Genomic DNA, 15,567 nt, shown 5'->3' on the forward strand with positions numbered 1-15,567 from the left:
GCCTTACGAACCATCCGCTCCTGGCTCACCCCCGCCACCACCCTCACCCGATGGTGGCGAGCCCGGACGGACACCGACCCACCCTCCGAGCTCCAAGCCCTGATCGACGCGGTCACCACCGGACACGGCATTGACCTCTACCGCCGAATTCAACGAACTACCGGTACGCAGGACCAGGCGGCGTCGCAGCGCCTGGGCGACATGCCGATGAGTTCGCGTCGGAATGCTGTACGCCTCCACCTACCCCTCGCAGAAGAACAACACGGCAAGCTTGCCTGAGAGGGTGGTACGTGAGCCGATGTCCGTTTCGCTCTCTACGTAGGAGTGGTGGCACACCCTGACCGTTCCCCCAGCCGTCGATCGCGCCCTGGGTGCACCGTCGAGGCAGGCCGGCTGCTTGGAGAATCCGCTTGAAGAGGCCACCGGCCCTCTATTGCTGCACCCACGGCCGCGCCTGGATCTCGGTGAAGCACGCCTAGGGCCTGACCGTGGACCAGGCGGAACGCGGCGCTGGACGGCATGGTCGCCCGTCTGTGTATCGACTCTCGGTACGCGGCATGTTGACACGCGAAGTCACCTACGGGTAGCTGCCAGGCCAGTGCCGACGTGGTCCAACAAGGCGTGCACCATGGCGATCCTGTCTGCGGCGGGTTGGTCGGTCTGCCAGTAGTGGACACCGGTCCCGAGGGCGGTGACCGCAACGTTGATCAAGAGCATGATCTCCGGCTCGGGCAAGTGGGAATGGCGTTCGAGCGCCCAGGTTCGCAGGTCGGCCACAAGTCGTTGAGTCATCGGTCGAGCGGATCGGGACAGGGTGGGTGAGCCGCTCTTGAGACGCAGGTGCACGACGATCTGCGGTTCGAATTCGTCGAGGTAGCCGAGGATGATCGCCACCAACGAGTCCCACAGTGACTCGTCTGTCGGCCGTTGCTCCATCAGGCGGCGCTGGATCTCGGCCTCGTTCGCGCCGTAGGTGACGACGACCGCCTCTTTGTTTTCGAAGTAGTTGAAGAAGGTCCCACGTGCGACGTTGGCCGCAGCGGCGATCTCGTCGATGGTGACTGCGTCGAACCCGCGCTCCTCGAACAGGGTCAGGGCTGTGGCGCGGATCGTCCGCCAAGTCAGTGCCTTCTTGCTGGCTCGCAGTCCGACCTCGCGCGAGTCGCCGGCTTCGGTGTGCACGTCAGGAGCATAGCCGTCACTGACATAAATTTGAACTGGATGCATATTTGTACTTGATTCAAAGAGGGCTACGTTCCGTGGCATGCGAACGATCGAAGCAGTAGTGGACGTAGGAGCGAGCCCGCAGCGGGTGTGGGATGTGCTCACCGACTTTCCGCGCTATCCAACGTGGACGACGTACATCCAGGAACTCGACGGACATGCCCAAGTCGGCAACCGGTTACGACTCGTCCTCGGGCCGCCCGGCAGAAAGCCTTACGTAGTGGACGTACCTGTCCTTGAGGCGACACCGGGTGTCAGGCTGGCGTGGGCAGCCGTGATTCCCGGCGCCGCCTGGCTGCCCCATGCGATCTACACCGGTGTTCACGAATTCGTGCTCGCAGACCTCCCCGGCGGCGGGACAAGGCTGACTCACCGGGAGACCTTCAGCGGGTTGCTGGCCCGGCTGGTCAAAGAAGGGCCGCGCGGAGGCCACGAGGGGTTCGAAGCCTTCAATCAGACGCTGAAACGCCGCGTGGAGGCATGACTGCCCGTTCCACCTCTTTCGTGATCTATGCCGAGCGTTGAATCGGCAGAACGGTGCGCTTGCCAGAACTTCATCCGCCCAGGTCATGCGGCATGCCGGTATTCGTGGAGGATGGCGCCGAGGCGCTCGCGTCTTCGTATGTCCAGGCTGGCGATCTGCTCCGGACCGGTGATCGGCGCAGGTTTGCCCTTTCGATTGGGGCAAGCGGTCTGGTCACGGGAGCGCTGGGCGGTTATGGCCGTGGCCGGGTGAACAACCCCTGCTCGGTCTCGATCAGGATCCCGCGCCCGGCCAGCCACTTGAGCTTCAGCCGGACGTTGTTGACGTTGCTGGGCGCGATCTCCAGATCCATCGCCCCGCAGACCGCCCGGGCCCGCAGCGGGGCGCCGGCCGCGGCGAACACCGCCATGATCTGCCGGTAGGCCGGATGGTCCGGCAGCTTCGCGGCCGGCGGCGCCGGCGGGGATGGATCAGGCAGCGCCAGCAGCGTCTTGCGGGTGAGTCTTGCGGGTGATGCGGACCTCCTCGGCGACCCGGTCGAACTCCTCCAATTGCGCCGCGAGTTCCGCGATGCTTACCCGCGTAGCCTCGGCCTGCGCGGCGATCTCGCGCTCTTGCTCCTCCAGGTGCGCCAGTACCGCTCCCAAGGTCAGCTCGCTGCCGCTCATGCGCCGCGCCAGGTAGGGGTGGAGGTCGAGGTGAGCATCCGGGCCATCCGGTCGCTTATGGCCCAGTACACCCTCGACTCGGCGGAGGTGGGCCGGTGCTCGTAGTCCCGTACCAGCCTGCGGTGCAGCATCATGATCCCGTTCGTCTGCTCCACCACCCATCTCTTGGGCTGCGGGACGAACCCGCTGGTTGCCGGGTTGCGCTCGACGACTTCGACGTCGATGCCCACCTTCTGCCCGTGGTCGATGACGGCGGTCTTGAACCCGTGGTCCACCAGGGTGTTGTGCACCGTGTCGGTGTCGGCGGCGACCTTGTCCAGCAAGGCGATGCCGGCGGCGTTGTCGTGCGCGGACGCGGCCGGCACCACCACCGCGATCACCAGACCGAGAACATCAACTGCCAGGCCGCGTTTGCGGCCCGGGACTTTTTTTGCCGCATCCCTTCCGGTGTTCCGGTGGTGTCGGCGGGCACCCCGGCGGCCGCGTGCAGGCTCTGGGTGTCGAGCACCACCAGGCTGGGGTCGGCCCTGCGCCCCCGGCTCTCGCGGACCTGCCAGCGCAGCAGGTCGTGGATGGTCTGGTCGGTGCCGTCGTCGCGCCACTTGTAGAAGTAGTACTTCACCGCTCCGACCGGGGGCAGGTCGTGGGGGAGTAAGTCCCACTGGCAGCCGGTACGGGACTGGTAGAGCAGGGCGTTGACGATCTCCCGCATCTCGTAGGCGCCTTGGTGGCCGCTGACGGAGGGATGCTGAGCCTTCCAGGAGGCGATGACGGGCTCGATCAGGGCCCACCGCTCGTCGGATAAGTCGCTCTTGTAGGGCTGGCGGTCGCTCACGAGGAACACCAGCACGGCAGGACAGCCCGATCAGCCCCGATACGCCTGTGCCACACGTTCCAGCGACAACAAACGCGGCATCACGTCACATACCGCCCTCTGAGGCCATGCGTGATGCCCTGCACGTCAACGCCACCGCCGCCGGCTACCTCCAGGCCAGCGTCTTCGGCCTGATCCTGCCGTTGCTCGCCATGAACTACGGCATTGCCACCGGGTCCCGCGCCATCGCGAGCGAGGAGGAGTCCGGGCAACTCGACCTCCTGCCGCCCACACCTTCGCCGCTCACATCGACGCCGACTGGCTCGCCTACCTGTCCCCTTTCACTATTACATCGACGGAAAGCCCCTCGCATACGGCTTCCAGTGGGGCGATGCCGCGGTCCTCGGCGTTTCCGCGGTCACGTTCGTTGGCGCTGGGCACCGTTTGCTTCGGTCGCCGTGACCTGAACAGGTGACCGCATGAGCAGCGCGGCACGAGAGGCACCCCGACGCGGATCGGGCTGCGGCCATGCACGATGACGAGCGCGAGCGCCGGCAACACCATGACCGTCCCGCTCGGGGTACAGGGCGGCTCTGCCACGGTCCGATACGGCCCGGGATCAAGATTCCATAGTGAACGCGTCAGGATCCTGTCAGGTGCCTGACGGAGTGCCGGGAAGTCTGGTCGGCGAACAGGGGATCACTCTCTTTGCCGATCGGGGGCGGAACAACCCATGGTGCTCATCGCTGTTTTCGGCGTCGCACTCCTCATCGCGGTGCTGGTCTCGGGCTTGGCGGCCCGGTCCGTACTCTCCACCTCGCTGCTCTTCCTCGTTGCGGGCGCACTCGTCGGTGACGGGGCCTTTGGCCTGATCCACATCACATCGGCCAGCCCGATCGTCTCGGTCACGGCCGATCTGGCGTTGTTCGCGGTGCTGTTCACCGACGGCATGCACGTCTCGTTCCCATCCCTGCGCGGCGCCTGGCGGAATCCGGCGCGTGCCCTCGGGCTCGGGATGCCGCTGGCGTTTGTGGGGATGGCGCTGATCACCCATTTCCTGGCCGGTCTGGACTGGACGACGTCCTTCCTGGTCGGGGCCGTGCTGGCGCCGACCGACCCGGTGTTCGCGTCGGCGATCGTGGGCCGCAAGGAGGTTCCCGCGCGGCTGAGGCAGCTGCTGAACGTGGAGAGCGGGATCAACGACGGGCTGGCGCTGCCGGTCGTGCTGGTGCTGATCGCGGCGGCCGGGCCGGCCTCGGATGCGGCGGAGGCGTCGCTGTCGAAGATCGCCCTGGAGCTGGTCGGCGGTCTGGCGCTGGGCATCGTGCTGCCACTGGCCGTGAACGGGCTCGTACGGTTCCGGCTGCTGGGTGCGGAGCCGAAGCTCCAGCCGCTGCTGCCGCTGGCGGCCGGGGTGATCCTCTACGCGACGTGCCACCTCACCCACGCCAACCCGTACCTGGCGGCATTCTCCGCGGGCGCGGTGCTCGCCTCGGTGTCGCCGGAGTCCAGGGACGCCTTCGAGCCGCTGGGGGAGGCGCTGGCGGAGCTGAGCAAGTTCGCGGCGCTGCTCGTGTTCGGGGCGCTGCTGACGCCGCACCTGTTCGGTGACCTGTCGGCCGGCGGATATGTCGCCGTGGTGCTGGCGATCGTTCTGGTCCGGCCTGCGTCGCTGCTGATCTCGCTGATCGGCACGCGTTTCGACCGGCGGGAGAAGCTGGCGGCGGCCTGGTTCGGCCCGAAGGGCTTCGCCTCCGTCGTCTACGGGCTGCTGGTGCTGCAGTCCGGCATCCCGCAAGGCCAGGAGGCATACACCCTGATCGCGGTGTGCATCGCCTTTTCCATCGCCGCCCACAGCAGTACGGATGTGCCCGTCGCCCGCCTCTTCGATGTCGAGGACCTCGTCGGCATACCGGATGACGACAATGACGACGAGCGCAAGGGGAAGCGGACTGCGGTGGCCGCGGAGCCCGCGGCCCGGATGAAGGAGGACGGCAATGCGCGCACGTGATCTGGCGGTGGAATATCCGTCGGTGCGTCTGGACAGCGACGCGCTGGACGCGGCCCGTCTGCTGGCCGAGCAGCGGCTGCCCGGGGTGCTGGTGATGGACGAGGGAGCGGAGCCCTATGCCGTGCTGCCCGGGTCGGCCCTGGTCAAGCTGCTCGTGCCCGGCTACGTGATCGAAGACCCCACGCTCGCGGCGGTGGTCGATGAGCCGCACGCGGACCGGCTGTGCCAGGCGCTGACGGGACGGCGGGTGGCCGACTGCCTGCCCCGGGAACGTCACAAGCCGCCGGTCGCGGACCCGGATGACACCGCGCTGGAGGTCGCGGCGCTGATGGCGCGCGAACGCAGCCCGCTGATCGCGGTGGTGGAACGGGATGAGCGAGGGGAGCGCGGCGGCTCCCGGCTGCTCGGCGTGATCACCGCCGCGCATCTGCTGGAACGTCTTCTTGGGGTGACATGAGCGACTGGCACAGCTGGGCGGCGATCGCGGTCTTCGTGATCGCGTACGTGGCGATCATCAGCGAGCGCGTGCACCGCACGGCCGCCGCCCTGGCCGGGGCGGCGGCCATGCTCACGATCAGTGCCACCGATGACAAGGCCGCCTTCTTCGACGAACGCTCCGGGATCGACTGGAACGTCATCTTCCTGCTGCTCGGCATGATGGCGATCGTCGGGGTGCTGCGGCAGACCGGCCTGTTCGAGTATCTGGCGATCTGGGCGGTCAAACGCGCCCGCGGCAAGCCCTTCCGCGTGATGACGATGCTGATAGTGATCACCGCGTCCGCCTCCGCGCTGCTGGACAACGTCACCACCGTGCTGCTGGTCGCGCCTGTCACCTTGCTGGTGTGCGAGCGCCTCTCGCTGCCCGCGGCGCCGTTCCTGATCGCCGAGGTGATGGCGTCCAACATCGGCGGCACCGCGACGCTCGTCGGTGACCCGCCGAACATCATCATCGCAGCTCGGCCTCGGCAAGGTGGGCACTCGTGTGCTGGCGCGACTGCGTGAGCTGGACATCCCTGTGGTGTGTGTGGAGGAGGACCCCGAAGCGCGGGGCATCCCGCTCGCCCGGCGGCTGGGGGTGCCGACCGTCGTTGGTGATGTCACCCAGGAAGGCGTTCTGGAGGCCGCCAAGATCCGGCGGGCGCATGCGCTGCTCGCGCTGACCAGCTCCGACATCACCAACTTGGAGGCGACGCTGTACGCCCGCTCGGTCAAACCCGGACTGCGGGTGGCACTGCGCCTGTACGACGATCACTTCGCCACGGCCGTCTACCGCACCCTGCGCGCCGCTCACCCCCGGGCCCTGACCCGCAGCCGCAGTGTCTCCACACTCGCCGCCCCAGCCTTCGCCGGGGCCATGATGGGCCGCCAGGTCCTGGGAGCCATACCGGTCGAACGCACAGTGCTGCTCTTCGCCGCACTGCACGTCGCGGGCCATCCGCAGTTGGAGGACCGCACGGTCGCCGAAGCGTTCAAGCCCGGCGCCTGGCGAGTGATCGCGCTCGACGCGGCGGAACCGGCGGACCGGCAGCGCGACCTCGCCGCGGCGCTCCCGTACGACGGCGCCGACCGGGAGCCCGGTCTGGTGTGGGACCTGCACCCCGGCTATGTACTGAAGCCGCACGACCGCGTGGTGCTGGCCACCACCCGCCAGGGTCTGGGCGAACTCCTCGGCGGCAGCTGATCTACGCCGCCGAGGACCGCGCAGGCGTCCGACCGGTCTTCTGCTCCCCTCCAAATGATGGTCATACGGCTTGTCCTCATCCAGTGACAGCAGAGGGGGCTGCATGCTGAGGAGGTGCGGCAGCGTTCGGAGATCGTATGAATTGGATCATCACCATGGCTGGTGCGGCAACCGTGATGTTCATCCTTCGCGATGTGTTCCACACCTTGTGGCACCCGACCCGGCACGGGGGACTGAGCAGGATGGTCATGACCGGCCTGTGGCGGCTGTCATCGCGGCTGAGCCCCCGTCGGCGGGCCGCAGGTCTGGCGGGGCCGCTCGGCATGGTCGTGGTGGTGGCCATGTGGGCCTGCGGAGTGGCCATCGGGTGGGCGCTGGTCTATTGGCCGCACATGCCCTACGGCTTCTCCTTCGCCAGAGGCCTGGATCCGATGGAGCACTCGACACCGGTGGACGCTCTGTACATCTCACTGGTCACCTTGGCCACTCTCGGTCTCGGCGACATCACCCCCACAGTCGGATGGCTGCGCATCGTCGCTCCGCTGGAAGCCCTCGTCGGCTTCGCTCTGCTGACCGCCACCGTCTCCTGGGTCCTCGGCATCTATCCGGCCCTCACACGTCGGCGGGCCCTCGCGCTGCGTCTGTCACATCTGCGCCGCGCCCACCTCACCGAGGAATCTCTGGATACCGCCTCCGCTGTCGCCCTCCTCGACGGGCTGGCCGCCGACGTCGCTCGCGTGCACGTGGACTTCCTCCAGTACGCCGAGTCATACTGCTTCCACGACGGGCTCGGCGACACCTCCCTGGCCCACACCATCAGCTACGCCGCTGAACTGGGCCAGTCCATCCGTGCCACTGGGCACGCCGATGTCCGGGCCTCCGCAGCCGTCCTGACCGTCGCGCTCGAAGATCTGGCCGCCGTCCTCGACCAGCGTTTCCTGCATACGGGCGGCAGCGTGTATGAGATCTTTCGAGCTTACGCCAGGGATCACAACGGCCTTGGCCCAGCGTGATTCCCGCCCGGCGGCTTGGCTCAGCTCAGTTCGGCGAACGCCTCCACAGCGGCGGTCTTTCCGGTGACGATGATGACGTCACCCTTCTCGACGACCGTGTCGGCCGTCGCGTGAGTGAAATCGTTGTCCATGGGCTTGATGCCCACGACCGTCACTCCATACCTGCTGCGCAGCCTGCTCTCACCGAGTGGAATACCCCGCACCGCACTCGGCGCGATCGTCTTCACCAGGGCGAAGTCGTCGTCGACGGGGAGGCCGGCCCCGGGCCCTCATACCTGGATCCGGGCTCGGGCGGGCCGGAGAACGACTTCACCAACCGCAACTCCTCGTTCATGACGTGGAACCTTATGCATCTGGCCGCGGTGCTCAAACGCGCGGACGGCATTCCGGCACACGGCAACCGGCGCACCGAGTGGGACGCGGGCTGTCGCCCGGCCTTCCCCAACCCCGAGCCCCGCTGAGCGGCCAGAGGAGAGATACGGCTTGGCGGCGCAGGCGTGTGGAGGGCGCTCAACACGGTCTGGTGGGTGAGCGAACCGACCGGCTGCTGTGCCGGGTGATGTTCCGCAACGCGCTGGTGTACGACGAGGAGCGGGCCGCGGAGGTGATGGCGCTGGAGGAACGCGAGGCCATCCGCGACCACCGGCTGCTGTACCACGGCTGTACCAGGGCCTGGCCGTCCTGGCCCTGGTCGTCTTCGGATTCGTGGCGCATCCGGTGCTGCACTACGCGCCCAGTGTCGTGGCCCTGCTCGGCGCTGGGCTGCTCATCGCCGTCTCGAAGGTGGAGACCGGCTGGGCGCTGAGCGAGGTCGAGTGGCCGACCCTGGCGTTCTTCGCCGGGTTGTTCATCATGGTCGGGCGCTCATCGAGACCGGGGTCATCGGGGAGATCTCCCGCGCGCTGGCGGACGCCACCGGCGGCAGCGAACTCGGCGCGGTGATGCTGCTGCTGTTCGGCTCGGCCGTGCTGTCGGGGGTCGTCGACAACATTCCCTACGTCGCCACCATGGCCCCCATCACCGCCGACCTGGCCCACGGCTTCGACGGCGGCGACGGTGTCCACGTGCTGTGGTGGGCGCTGGCCCTCGGCGCCGACCTGGGCGGCAACGCCACGGCCATCGGCGCCTCGGCCAACGTCGTCGTCCTCGGCATCGCCGAACGCAACCGCCAGCCCATCTCCTTCTGGCAGTTCACCCGGTACGGCCTGGTCGTCACCTGCGAGTGCCGATAAATCATCCGCGCAGGTCGAGGGCCTGATCACGGCTCTTCGGCGCTCCTTGATGTTCACCCCGGGGTCTTCATCTACGCAGGGCCCCGGCGGCATCATGATCTGTCGTGCTGCTGCGTCTGGCCTACCTCGCCGCAACCAACGCCCTGGCGTTCCTACGGCTCCTGCCGACGAGCGACAGGGAGAAGGACGTCGAGATCCTCGTACTCCGGCACCAACTGCTGGTCCTGCAACGCCGGGTCGGTAAGCCGACCTTCACCGACAGCGACCGTGCCATCCTCGCCGGCCTGCTCCACCACCTTTCCAAAGACAGACTGCGGCACCTTTTGCTGTTGGTCCGCCCCGACACGGCCCTGCGCCGGCATCGCGACCTGCTCAGGCGGCGCCATGCCGCGACCTGCGTACCCAAGCGACGCGGACGCCCACGCACGATCCGATCGATCCGCGCCTCGGCCCTGCGCCTGGCCCGGGAGAAAGCCTCGTGGGGATATCGACCGATCCACGGCGAACTCGCCGCACTGGGGATCAAGGTCGCCGCCTCCACCGTCTGGGAGATCCTCCGCGAGCACGGCATCCCACCCGCCCCCGAACGGCAGAGCACCACCTGGGGCGACTTCCTCCGCAGCCAGGCCAAGGCTCTTCTCGCCTGCGATCTTTTCGAAGTCCACACTCTGACGGGAGCGCGCCTGTATGCCTTCGCCGTCATCGAGCACACCACCCGTCGCATCAGGATCCTCGGCGCCACCGCACACCCCACCGCGGAGTGGATCGTGCAGCTCGGACGCAACCTCCTCATGGACCTCGAAGACGCGGGCAGCAAGGCGAAGTTCCTCATCCGCGACCGCGACACAAAGTTCACAGCCGCCTTCGACGCCCTGATGACCGATGCCGGTCTCAAGGTCGTCACCACCCGCATTCGGATACCACGGATGAACTCACGCATGGAGCGCTGGATACAGACCTGCCGCAGGGAACTTCTGGACCGGACCCTGATCTGAAACCAGAACCACCTTCTCCACGCCCTGCACGAGTACGAATCCTTCTACAACGAGCACCGCCCGCACAGGACCCTGGAACAGGCGGCCCCATGCCGCCCACTACCCACGCCCGTCACCCAACAAGCCCAACTCGTTCATCTGGAAATCCACAGACGAGACCGACTCGGCGGAACCCTCCACGAATACCAGCACACGGCGTGAACCGCACGGATGATTTATCGGCACCCGCAGGGCCATCCCGCCCAGCCCGGGGGCTCAGGGTTCTGCCCAGGCAGATGCACTCCCTGGACGCCGGAGCGATCCGGCCACGGCGTCTTCTTCGATCACCCCGGTGCTTGGGAATGCCTGGAATGTGATGCCCGTTGTGGCAAACAGGTTGTCTGTCGTACCCGCAGGAGGCAAGCATGTACGGCGATGCGGCGACGGTCCGCAAGATCCTCACAGAGTTGGGAAACACTTGGGCGGTAGTCGGCCTGTCTTCCAACCAGCAGCGCGCGGCCTACGGGGTCGCCGGGATTCTCCAGCGTTACGGCAAACGGGTCATACCCGTACATTCCAAAGCCGAGTCAGTGCACGGCGAGCAGGGATACCCGACACTCTCTGCAATTCCAATCGAAGTCGATGTCGTGGACGTGTTCGTCAACAGCGACCTGGCGGGCCCCGTCGCCGACGAGGCCGTCGCCATCGGCGCCAAGGCCGTCTGGTTCCAGCTCGGCGTCATCGACCCGGAAGCGTACGACCGCACCCGCGCCGCCGGGCTCGCCATGGTCATGGACCGCTGCCCGGCCATCGAGATCCCCCGGCTGGGTTGAGCGCCTCAGGCGGCGTCAGGCGCCCAGGCCCTCCAGGACCACCGCGCCCGGGAGGCCGGCGAGCAGCTTGCCCGGCACGATGAGCTTGCCGCGTCGGCCGCCGCTGCCGATGAGGGCGTACGGGATGTCGGCCACGGCGGCGTCCACCAGGAGCGGCCAGTCGGCGGGCAGCCCGATCGGGGTGATGCCGCCGAATTCCATGCCGCTCTCGCCCGTCGCCGTGTCCATCGGGGCGAACGACGCCTTGCGCGCGCCGAGGTGGCGGCGCACCACGCCGTTGACGTCCGCGCGGGTGTGGGCCAGGACCAGGCAGGCGGCCAGAGTGGTCTCGCCGCCCCGCTTGCCCGCGACCACCACGCAGTTGGCGGATTGTTCCAGCAGCCAGGAGCCGTAGTTCTCGACGAGCACGGCGGTGTCGGCCTTGTCCGGGTCCGTGTCCACGAAGAGCACCCGCTCCACCGGTTCCGAGCCGCGCCAGGTGCGCAGCGCCTCGGCGACGGGAGTGGTCAGCAGGTCCAGGCACTCGACGGCGGGACGGACCTCGTCGAAGGCATCCATCGGCGTACTCATGCCGCCAAAGTAGCAGTCGGAGCGGGGCACGAGGGCCGGGCCGGCGGCCTCAGCGCGCGGGCGGCACCGACACCGCCATGGTCATCTCCACCGGGTCCGTCCCGTCGTTGCGGTAGGTGTGCGGGGTGTTCGCCTCGAACGCCACGGAGGTGCCGACCGGGGCGGTGTGGGTCTCACCGCCGATCACCAGGGTGAGCTCGCCGGCCGTCACATGGATCAGCTCGACCGTGCCGGACGGATGCGGGTCGGAGCTGCTCTCGTCGCCGGGCATCAGCCGCCATTCCCACATCTCCAGCGGGCCGTCCGCCTCGGTGCCGACGAGCAGCGCGGTGTAGCTGCCCGCCTCGGTGGACCACATCCGCACCGCCTGGTCGGGCGGGACGAGGGTCACCCGGGGCCCCTGCTCGTAGTCGAGCAGTGTGGTGATGCTCACGCCGAGCGCGTCGGCGAGCTTGACGGTGGTGCCCACGCTCGGATTCGTACGGGCCTGCTCAATCTGGATGATCATGCCCCGGCTGACCCCGGCGCGGGCCGCCAGGGCGTCGAGGGTGAAGCCGCGTTCGTTGCGCCACCGTTTGAGGTTGCGGGCGAGCGACTGTGTGAGCTGGTCGAGGTCCGTCACGTTCCGGTCCGTCCATCCGTCCAAAATAGTGAATGGCGTAGTCGAGTGCAGTGAACTACTGTGGGCTGTACTCCCACGTCCACCACACTGTACGGCGAGGTTTCACCATGTCCGCACTCTTCGCGCTTGCCACCAGCCTGCTCTGGGGGCTGGCCGACTTCGGCGGAGGGTTGCTCACCCGGCGCACACCCGCGCTCACCGTGGTCGTCGTCTCCCAGATCATCGCGGTCACCGTCCTCGGCGCCATCGTGGTCGCCACCGGCGGATGGTCCGAGGCGGGCCCGCAGCTGTGGTTCGCCGCGGCGGCCGGTGTGGTCGGCCCGGCCGCGATGCTGTGCTTCTACCGGGCCCTCGCGCTCGGCCCGATGGGTGTCGTCTCCCCGCTCGGCGCGCTCGGCGGGGTCATCGTGCCGCTCGGCGTCGCGCTGGTGCTCGGCGAGCGGCCCGGGCTGCTCCAGGTCTCGGGGGTCGTGGTGGCGGTCGCGGGTGTGGTCCTGGCGAGCGGTCCGCAGACCGGCGGGGCGCCCGTCCAGCGGCAGACGCTGCTGCTCACCCTGGTGGCCGCGCTGGGCTTCGGCTCGGTGATGGCGCTGATCGCCGAGGCGTCGAACACGCTGACCGGGCTGTTCCTCGCGCTGTTCGTGCAGCGGGTGTGCAATGTGGCGGTCGGCGGCGCCGCGCTGCTGGTCTCCGTACGGCGCGGCAACCCCGGGCTGCCCGAGGGCGGGATGGGCGTGGTGTGGGCGTCGCTGCCCGCGCTCGCCTTCGTGGGCCTCGCCGACGTGGCCGCCAACGGCACGTACAACCTCGCCGCGCACCACGGCCCGGTCACCGTCGCCGCGGTGCTCGCCTCCCTCTACCCCGTGGTGACCGCCCTCGCGGCCCGCGGACTGCTCGGCGAGCGGCTGCAGGTGGTCCAGGCCACGGGCGCCGGGCTCGCCCTGGTGGGCACGCTGCTGCTGGCCACGGGCTGAGCGGAACCGCGGCCCGGACCGGGCGGGGGCCGGACCGCGGCCCCGCCACCGCCCGGCCACGCACAACCGGCCACGCACAACCGGCCTTGCACAACCGGCCTTGCACAACCGGCCATGCATAAGCCGACGCGCTCCAGGAACCCACTACGCCATGGGGCACGGATGCGAGAAGATGTATGTGGTGCGGGCCGAGGCCCGGGGGATCGTGGACGCCGCGACGCGGGCGTGGCAGGGGCCGGGGCGAGAACGGGACCTGCTCGTGCAGTCGTTGAAGGCGGCCGGAGCGGCCACGCTCGCCTGGGCGGTCTCGGGGTGGTGGTTGAAGGACCCGGTGGCGCTGATGGCGCCGTGGGTGGCGGTGGTCCTGGTCCAGGCCACCGTCTACCGCTCGCTGTTCAAGGGGTTGCAGCAGTTGGTGGCCATCGCCGTGGGCACGCTGCTGGCGGCGGGGGCCGAGGCCCTGACGGGGAACATCCTGATCTCGGTGGCCCTGGTCCTGCCCGTCGTGATGCTGCTCAGCAACTGGCCCCGCCTCGGCGACCAGGGCATCTACGGTCCCACCACCGCGCTGTTCACCCTCACCTCGGCCCCGGTGTCCAGCCTCACCGTCTCCCACCGGCTGCTGCAGGCCCTGCTGGGCGCCGCGATCGGCATCGCGGTCAACGCGCTGATCCTGCCGCCGGTTCATCTGCGGAACGTACGGGAGAACCTCAGCAGTCTGGCGCACGGGACCCAGGAGACACTGGCGAGCATCGCCGAGGCGCTGGCCGAGGGGGACTGGTCCGAGGACACGCCCGCCGACTGGCGACGGCTGTCCGACCAGCTCCAGCGGCGGCAGGAGAGCCTGCGATCCGCCCGGCTGTGGAGCCATGAGAGCCTCCGGCTCAATCCCGGGCTGCCGTGGAAGTCGCGCGAGAAGCTGCCGCCGACGCTTCCCCTCGAGAGCGAGGACCAGCGGTGGAGCGCGATCGTCGCCCAAGTGGGCGCGGTCGTCAGCACGATGGTCGACATCGCCGATGAGAACCGCTCCATTCCCACCCCCGACCAACAGCCGCTGCGCGACTACGGCCGCCTCCTCGGCGATCTCGCGGCGGCCTGCGAGGCCCGGGCCGAAATGATCCATGTGCCCGCCACCCCCGACGGCACGCGCGCCACCCCCGACGGCACGCGCGCCACCCCCGACGGCGCGCCCGCCACCCCCGACGGCGCGCACGGCGGGCCCGATGGCGCGCACGGCGGACCCGATGGCGCGCACGGCGGACCCGATGGCACACGCGGCGGACCCAATGGCGCGCACGGCGGACCCGATGGCGCGCGCGGCGAACTGGACGAGGCGCTGGAGGCCGTGGAACGGCACCACGGCGCCCTGCACAAACAGCTCACCGATGAACGCTACGTCTCCCCCGGCACCACCGCCGTCCTGGGCACCCTGCTGATCCAGGCCCAGAACATCTGGCACGACATCGCCCCGGACACCTGGCCGCGCGCCACCGATGGGGCATAGCACCCGGCCGGCGGGGTACACCGGTGCAGTCCCCCGCGGTGGTGTCGGGGCGGAGTTGTGAGGAGTGGTGCCCATGAAGCCGATCGGCCGGCCACGGCCGGGATTCCCCTGCTGGGTGAGTCTCGCCGCCCCCAGCCTCCGGGCGGCGCAGGAGTTCTACACCGCGGTGCTCGGGTGGACCTGGCGCCCCACCGGACTGGGTGAGGAGTTCCGTACGGCGCTGTTCGGCGGAGCGCCGGTGGCCGGGGTCGGGGCGCTCGCCAACAGCCTCATGGGCGCGGTCGCCTGGACGCCGTTCTTCGCCGTGGCGGACGCGGACGCCACCGCGGCGCGCATCCGCGAGCGGGGCGGCACCGTCGGCGTCGGCCCGCTCCCGTTCGGCACCGGCCGCCGCGCCGGGCTGGCCGCCGACCCCGAGGGCGCCGTCTTCGGCTTCTGGACGGGAGAGGCGCTGCCCGGCTGGCCGTCGGGTCCAGAAAAGGGCGCCCCGGCATGGCTGGAGCTGCGGACCCGGGACGCGCTCGCGGCCGCCCTCTTCTACGGCGAGGTCTTCGGCTGGGCGTCACCGGAGGGCAACTGCTCCGTGGAGTACGAGAACGACGAGGTGATCGTGCGCGAGGAGGGTCGCAAGCTGGCGGTGGTCCACGGCGGCGCCGTCGAGCAGGCCCCCGACCCGCGGGTACGGCCGCGCTGGTACATCCACTTCCGCGTCCCCGATGTCACGGCCGCCGTGGCGGCGGCCCGCGCCGCCGGTGGCACGGTCGCCCTCCCGCCGGACGCCTCCGCCACGGGCCGTCAGGCGATCCTGTGCGACCCCGACGGCGGGCTGTTCACGGTCACCGCCGTCTGAGCGGATGGCCTGCCTCGGCACCCTGGTCCGGCTCGGGCTCGGCTCAGGTTCGGCTCGGGTTCGGCTCGGCGAGATGGCGTAAAGACGACGCGGGGGCGTGACGAAACCGGTCC

At 69.1% G+C, this 15,567-nt stretch carries 16 protein-coding genes and 6 pseudogenes; 15 read left to right on the forward strand and 7 right to left on the reverse strand.

What is annotated here, in order from left to right; genetic code table 11:
- On the forward strand, positions 1-279 hold a 279-nt coding region (locus ACFXB5_RS27595), incomplete at its 5' end, for a hypothetical protein (protein ID WP_385212501.1).
- A gap of 294 nt (positions 280-573) precedes the next feature.
- Here ACFXB5_RS27595 and ACFXB5_RS27600 read toward each other — a convergent pair.
- Positions 574-1,182, reverse strand: coding sequence for a TetR family transcriptional regulator (locus ACFXB5_RS27600; RefSeq protein ID WP_385212502.1), 609 nt, complete (start codon positions 1,180-1,182; stop codon positions 574-576).
- 82 nt (positions 1,183-1,264) lie between these two features.
- Between ACFXB5_RS27600 and ACFXB5_RS27605 the strand changes: the two genes are divergently transcribed.
- Complete coding sequence (locus ACFXB5_RS27605) at positions 1,265-1,708, forward strand: SRPBCC family protein (protein WP_385212504.1); 444 nt, start codon at positions 1,265-1,267, stop codon at positions 1,706-1,708.
- Between the two features lie 232 nt (positions 1,709-1,940).
- On the opposite strand, the gene ACFXB5_RS27610 is transcribed toward ACFXB5_RS27605, so the two are convergent.
- The 3 genes and pseudogenes from ACFXB5_RS27610 to ACFXB5_RS27620 form a co-directional block, all read right to left on the reverse strand.
- A complete protein-coding gene (locus tag ACFXB5_RS27610) occupies positions 1,941-2,117 on the reverse strand; it encodes a hypothetical protein (protein ID WP_385212506.1) in 177 nt (58 codons plus the stop codon).
- Between the two features lie 61 nt (positions 2,118-2,178).
- Positions 2,179-2,376, reverse strand: coding sequence for a hypothetical protein (locus ACFXB5_RS27615; RefSeq protein ID WP_385212507.1), 198 nt, complete (start codon positions 2,374-2,376; stop codon positions 2,179-2,181).
- Positions 2,373-3,211: pseudogene (locus tag ACFXB5_RS27620) on the reverse strand (IS5 family transposase). Before ACFXB5_RS27620 ends, ACFXB5_RS27615 begins: the two are co-directional and overlap by 4 nt.
- A 712-nt stretch (positions 3,212-3,923) precedes the next feature.
- Between ACFXB5_RS27620 and ACFXB5_RS27625 the strand changes: the two are divergent.
- The 5 genes and pseudogenes from ACFXB5_RS27625 to ACFXB5_RS27645 all read left to right on the forward strand — a co-directional run bounded on the left by ACFXB5_RS27625 (position 3,924) and on the right by ACFXB5_RS27645 (position 7,895).
- Positions 3,924-5,201, forward strand: coding sequence for a cation:proton antiporter (locus ACFXB5_RS27625; RefSeq protein WP_385212509.1), 1,278 nt, complete (start codon positions 3,924-3,926; stop codon positions 5,199-5,201).
- Complete coding sequence (locus ACFXB5_RS27630; protein ID WP_385212511.1) at positions 5,188-5,658, forward strand: CBS domain-containing protein; 471 nt, start codon at positions 5,188-5,190, stop codon at positions 5,656-5,658. The genes ACFXB5_RS27625 and ACFXB5_RS27630 overlap by 14 nt, the downstream gene beginning before the upstream one ends.
- A pseudogene (locus ACFXB5_RS27635) lies at positions 5,655-6,161 on the forward strand (SLC13 family permease); the annotation flags it as partial. The gene ACFXB5_RS27630 and the pseudogene ACFXB5_RS27635, both read left to right, overlap by 4 nt.
- Positions 6,157-6,882 (forward strand): annotated as a pseudogene (locus ACFXB5_RS27640) (potassium channel family protein); the annotation flags it as partial. The pseudogenes ACFXB5_RS27635 and ACFXB5_RS27640, both read left to right, overlap by 5 nt.
- 155 nt (positions 6,883-7,037) lie before the next feature.
- The gene (locus ACFXB5_RS27645) at positions 7,038-7,895 is read left to right on the forward strand and encodes a potassium channel family protein (protein WP_385212513.1); all 858 of its coding nucleotides are present in this window, start codon (positions 7,038-7,040) and stop codon (positions 7,893-7,895) included.
- 20 nt (positions 7,896-7,915) lie between these two features.
- On the opposite strand, the gene ACFXB5_RS27650 is transcribed toward ACFXB5_RS27645, so the two are convergent.
- A complete protein-coding gene (locus ACFXB5_RS27650) occupies positions 7,916-8,122 on the reverse strand; it encodes a TrkA C-terminal domain-containing protein (RefSeq protein WP_385212515.1) in 207 nt (68 codons plus the stop codon).
- 21 nt (positions 8,123-8,143) lie between these two features.
- Between ACFXB5_RS27650 and ACFXB5_RS27655 the strand changes: the two are divergent.
- The 5 genes and pseudogenes from ACFXB5_RS27655 to ACFXB5_RS27675 all read left to right on the forward strand — a co-directional run.
- Positions 8,144-8,356 (forward strand): annotated as a pseudogene (locus ACFXB5_RS27655) (flavodoxin family protein); the annotation flags it as partial.
- Positions 8,357-8,418: 62 nt separating this feature from the next.
- A complete protein-coding gene (locus tag ACFXB5_RS27660) occupies positions 8,419-8,700 on the forward strand; it encodes a hypothetical protein (protein ID WP_385212581.1) in 282 nt (93 codons plus the stop codon).
- A pseudogene (locus ACFXB5_RS27665) lies at positions 8,601-9,127 on the forward strand (SLC13 family permease). Before ACFXB5_RS27660 ends, ACFXB5_RS27665 begins: the two are co-directional and overlap by 100 nt.
- Positions 9,128-9,231: 104 nt before the next feature.
- Positions 9,232-10,323 (forward strand): annotated as a pseudogene (locus ACFXB5_RS27670) (integrase core domain-containing protein).
- Positions 10,324-10,526: 203 nt separating this feature from the next.
- The gene (locus tag ACFXB5_RS27675) at positions 10,527-10,934 is read left to right on the forward strand and encodes a CoA-binding protein (protein WP_385212517.1); all 408 of its coding nucleotides are present in this window, start codon (positions 10,527-10,529) and stop codon (positions 10,932-10,934) included.
- Positions 10,935-10,949: 15 nt separating this feature from the next.
- Here ACFXB5_RS27675 and ACFXB5_RS27680 read toward each other — a convergent pair whose 3' ends face one another.
- Together ACFXB5_RS27680 and ACFXB5_RS27685 are read right to left on the reverse strand one after the other, a co-directional pair.
- Complete coding sequence (locus tag ACFXB5_RS27680; RefSeq protein ID WP_385212518.1) at positions 10,950-11,504, reverse strand: YbaK/EbsC family protein; 555 nt, start codon at positions 11,502-11,504, stop codon at positions 10,950-10,952.
- A gap of 49 nt (positions 11,505-11,553) precedes the next feature.
- On the reverse strand, positions 11,554-12,126 hold the full coding sequence (locus ACFXB5_RS27685) for a helix-turn-helix domain-containing protein (protein ID WP_385212520.1): 573 nt from the start codon (positions 12,124-12,126) through the stop codon (positions 11,554-11,556).
- Positions 12,127-12,233: 107 nt separating this feature from the next.
- On the opposite strand from ACFXB5_RS27685, the gene ACFXB5_RS27690 reads away from it, so the two are divergent.
- From ACFXB5_RS27690 to ACFXB5_RS27700, 3 genes are all read left to right on the forward strand, one after another.
- On the forward strand, positions 12,234-13,100 hold the full coding sequence (locus ACFXB5_RS27690; protein ID WP_385212522.1) for an EamA family transporter: 867 nt from the start codon (positions 12,234-12,236) through the stop codon (positions 13,098-13,100).
- Positions 13,101-13,251: 151 nt separating this feature from the next.
- Entirely contained in the window at positions 13,252-14,604 is a 1,353-nt protein-coding gene (locus ACFXB5_RS27695; RefSeq protein ID WP_385212524.1) for an aromatic acid exporter family protein, read from the forward strand.
- A 73-nt stretch (positions 14,605-14,677) separates the two neighbouring features.
- Positions 14,678-15,454, forward strand: a complete 777-nt coding sequence (locus ACFXB5_RS27700) for a VOC family protein (protein WP_385212526.1) — start codon at positions 14,678-14,680, stop codon at positions 15,452-15,454.
- Positions 15,455-15,567: the final 113 nt, after the last annotated feature.

The organism is Streptomyces sp. NPDC059455, from assembly GCF_042750115.1.
GTDB lineage: Bacteria > Actinomycetota > Actinomycetes > Streptomycetales > Streptomycetaceae > Streptomyces > Streptomyces endocoffeicus.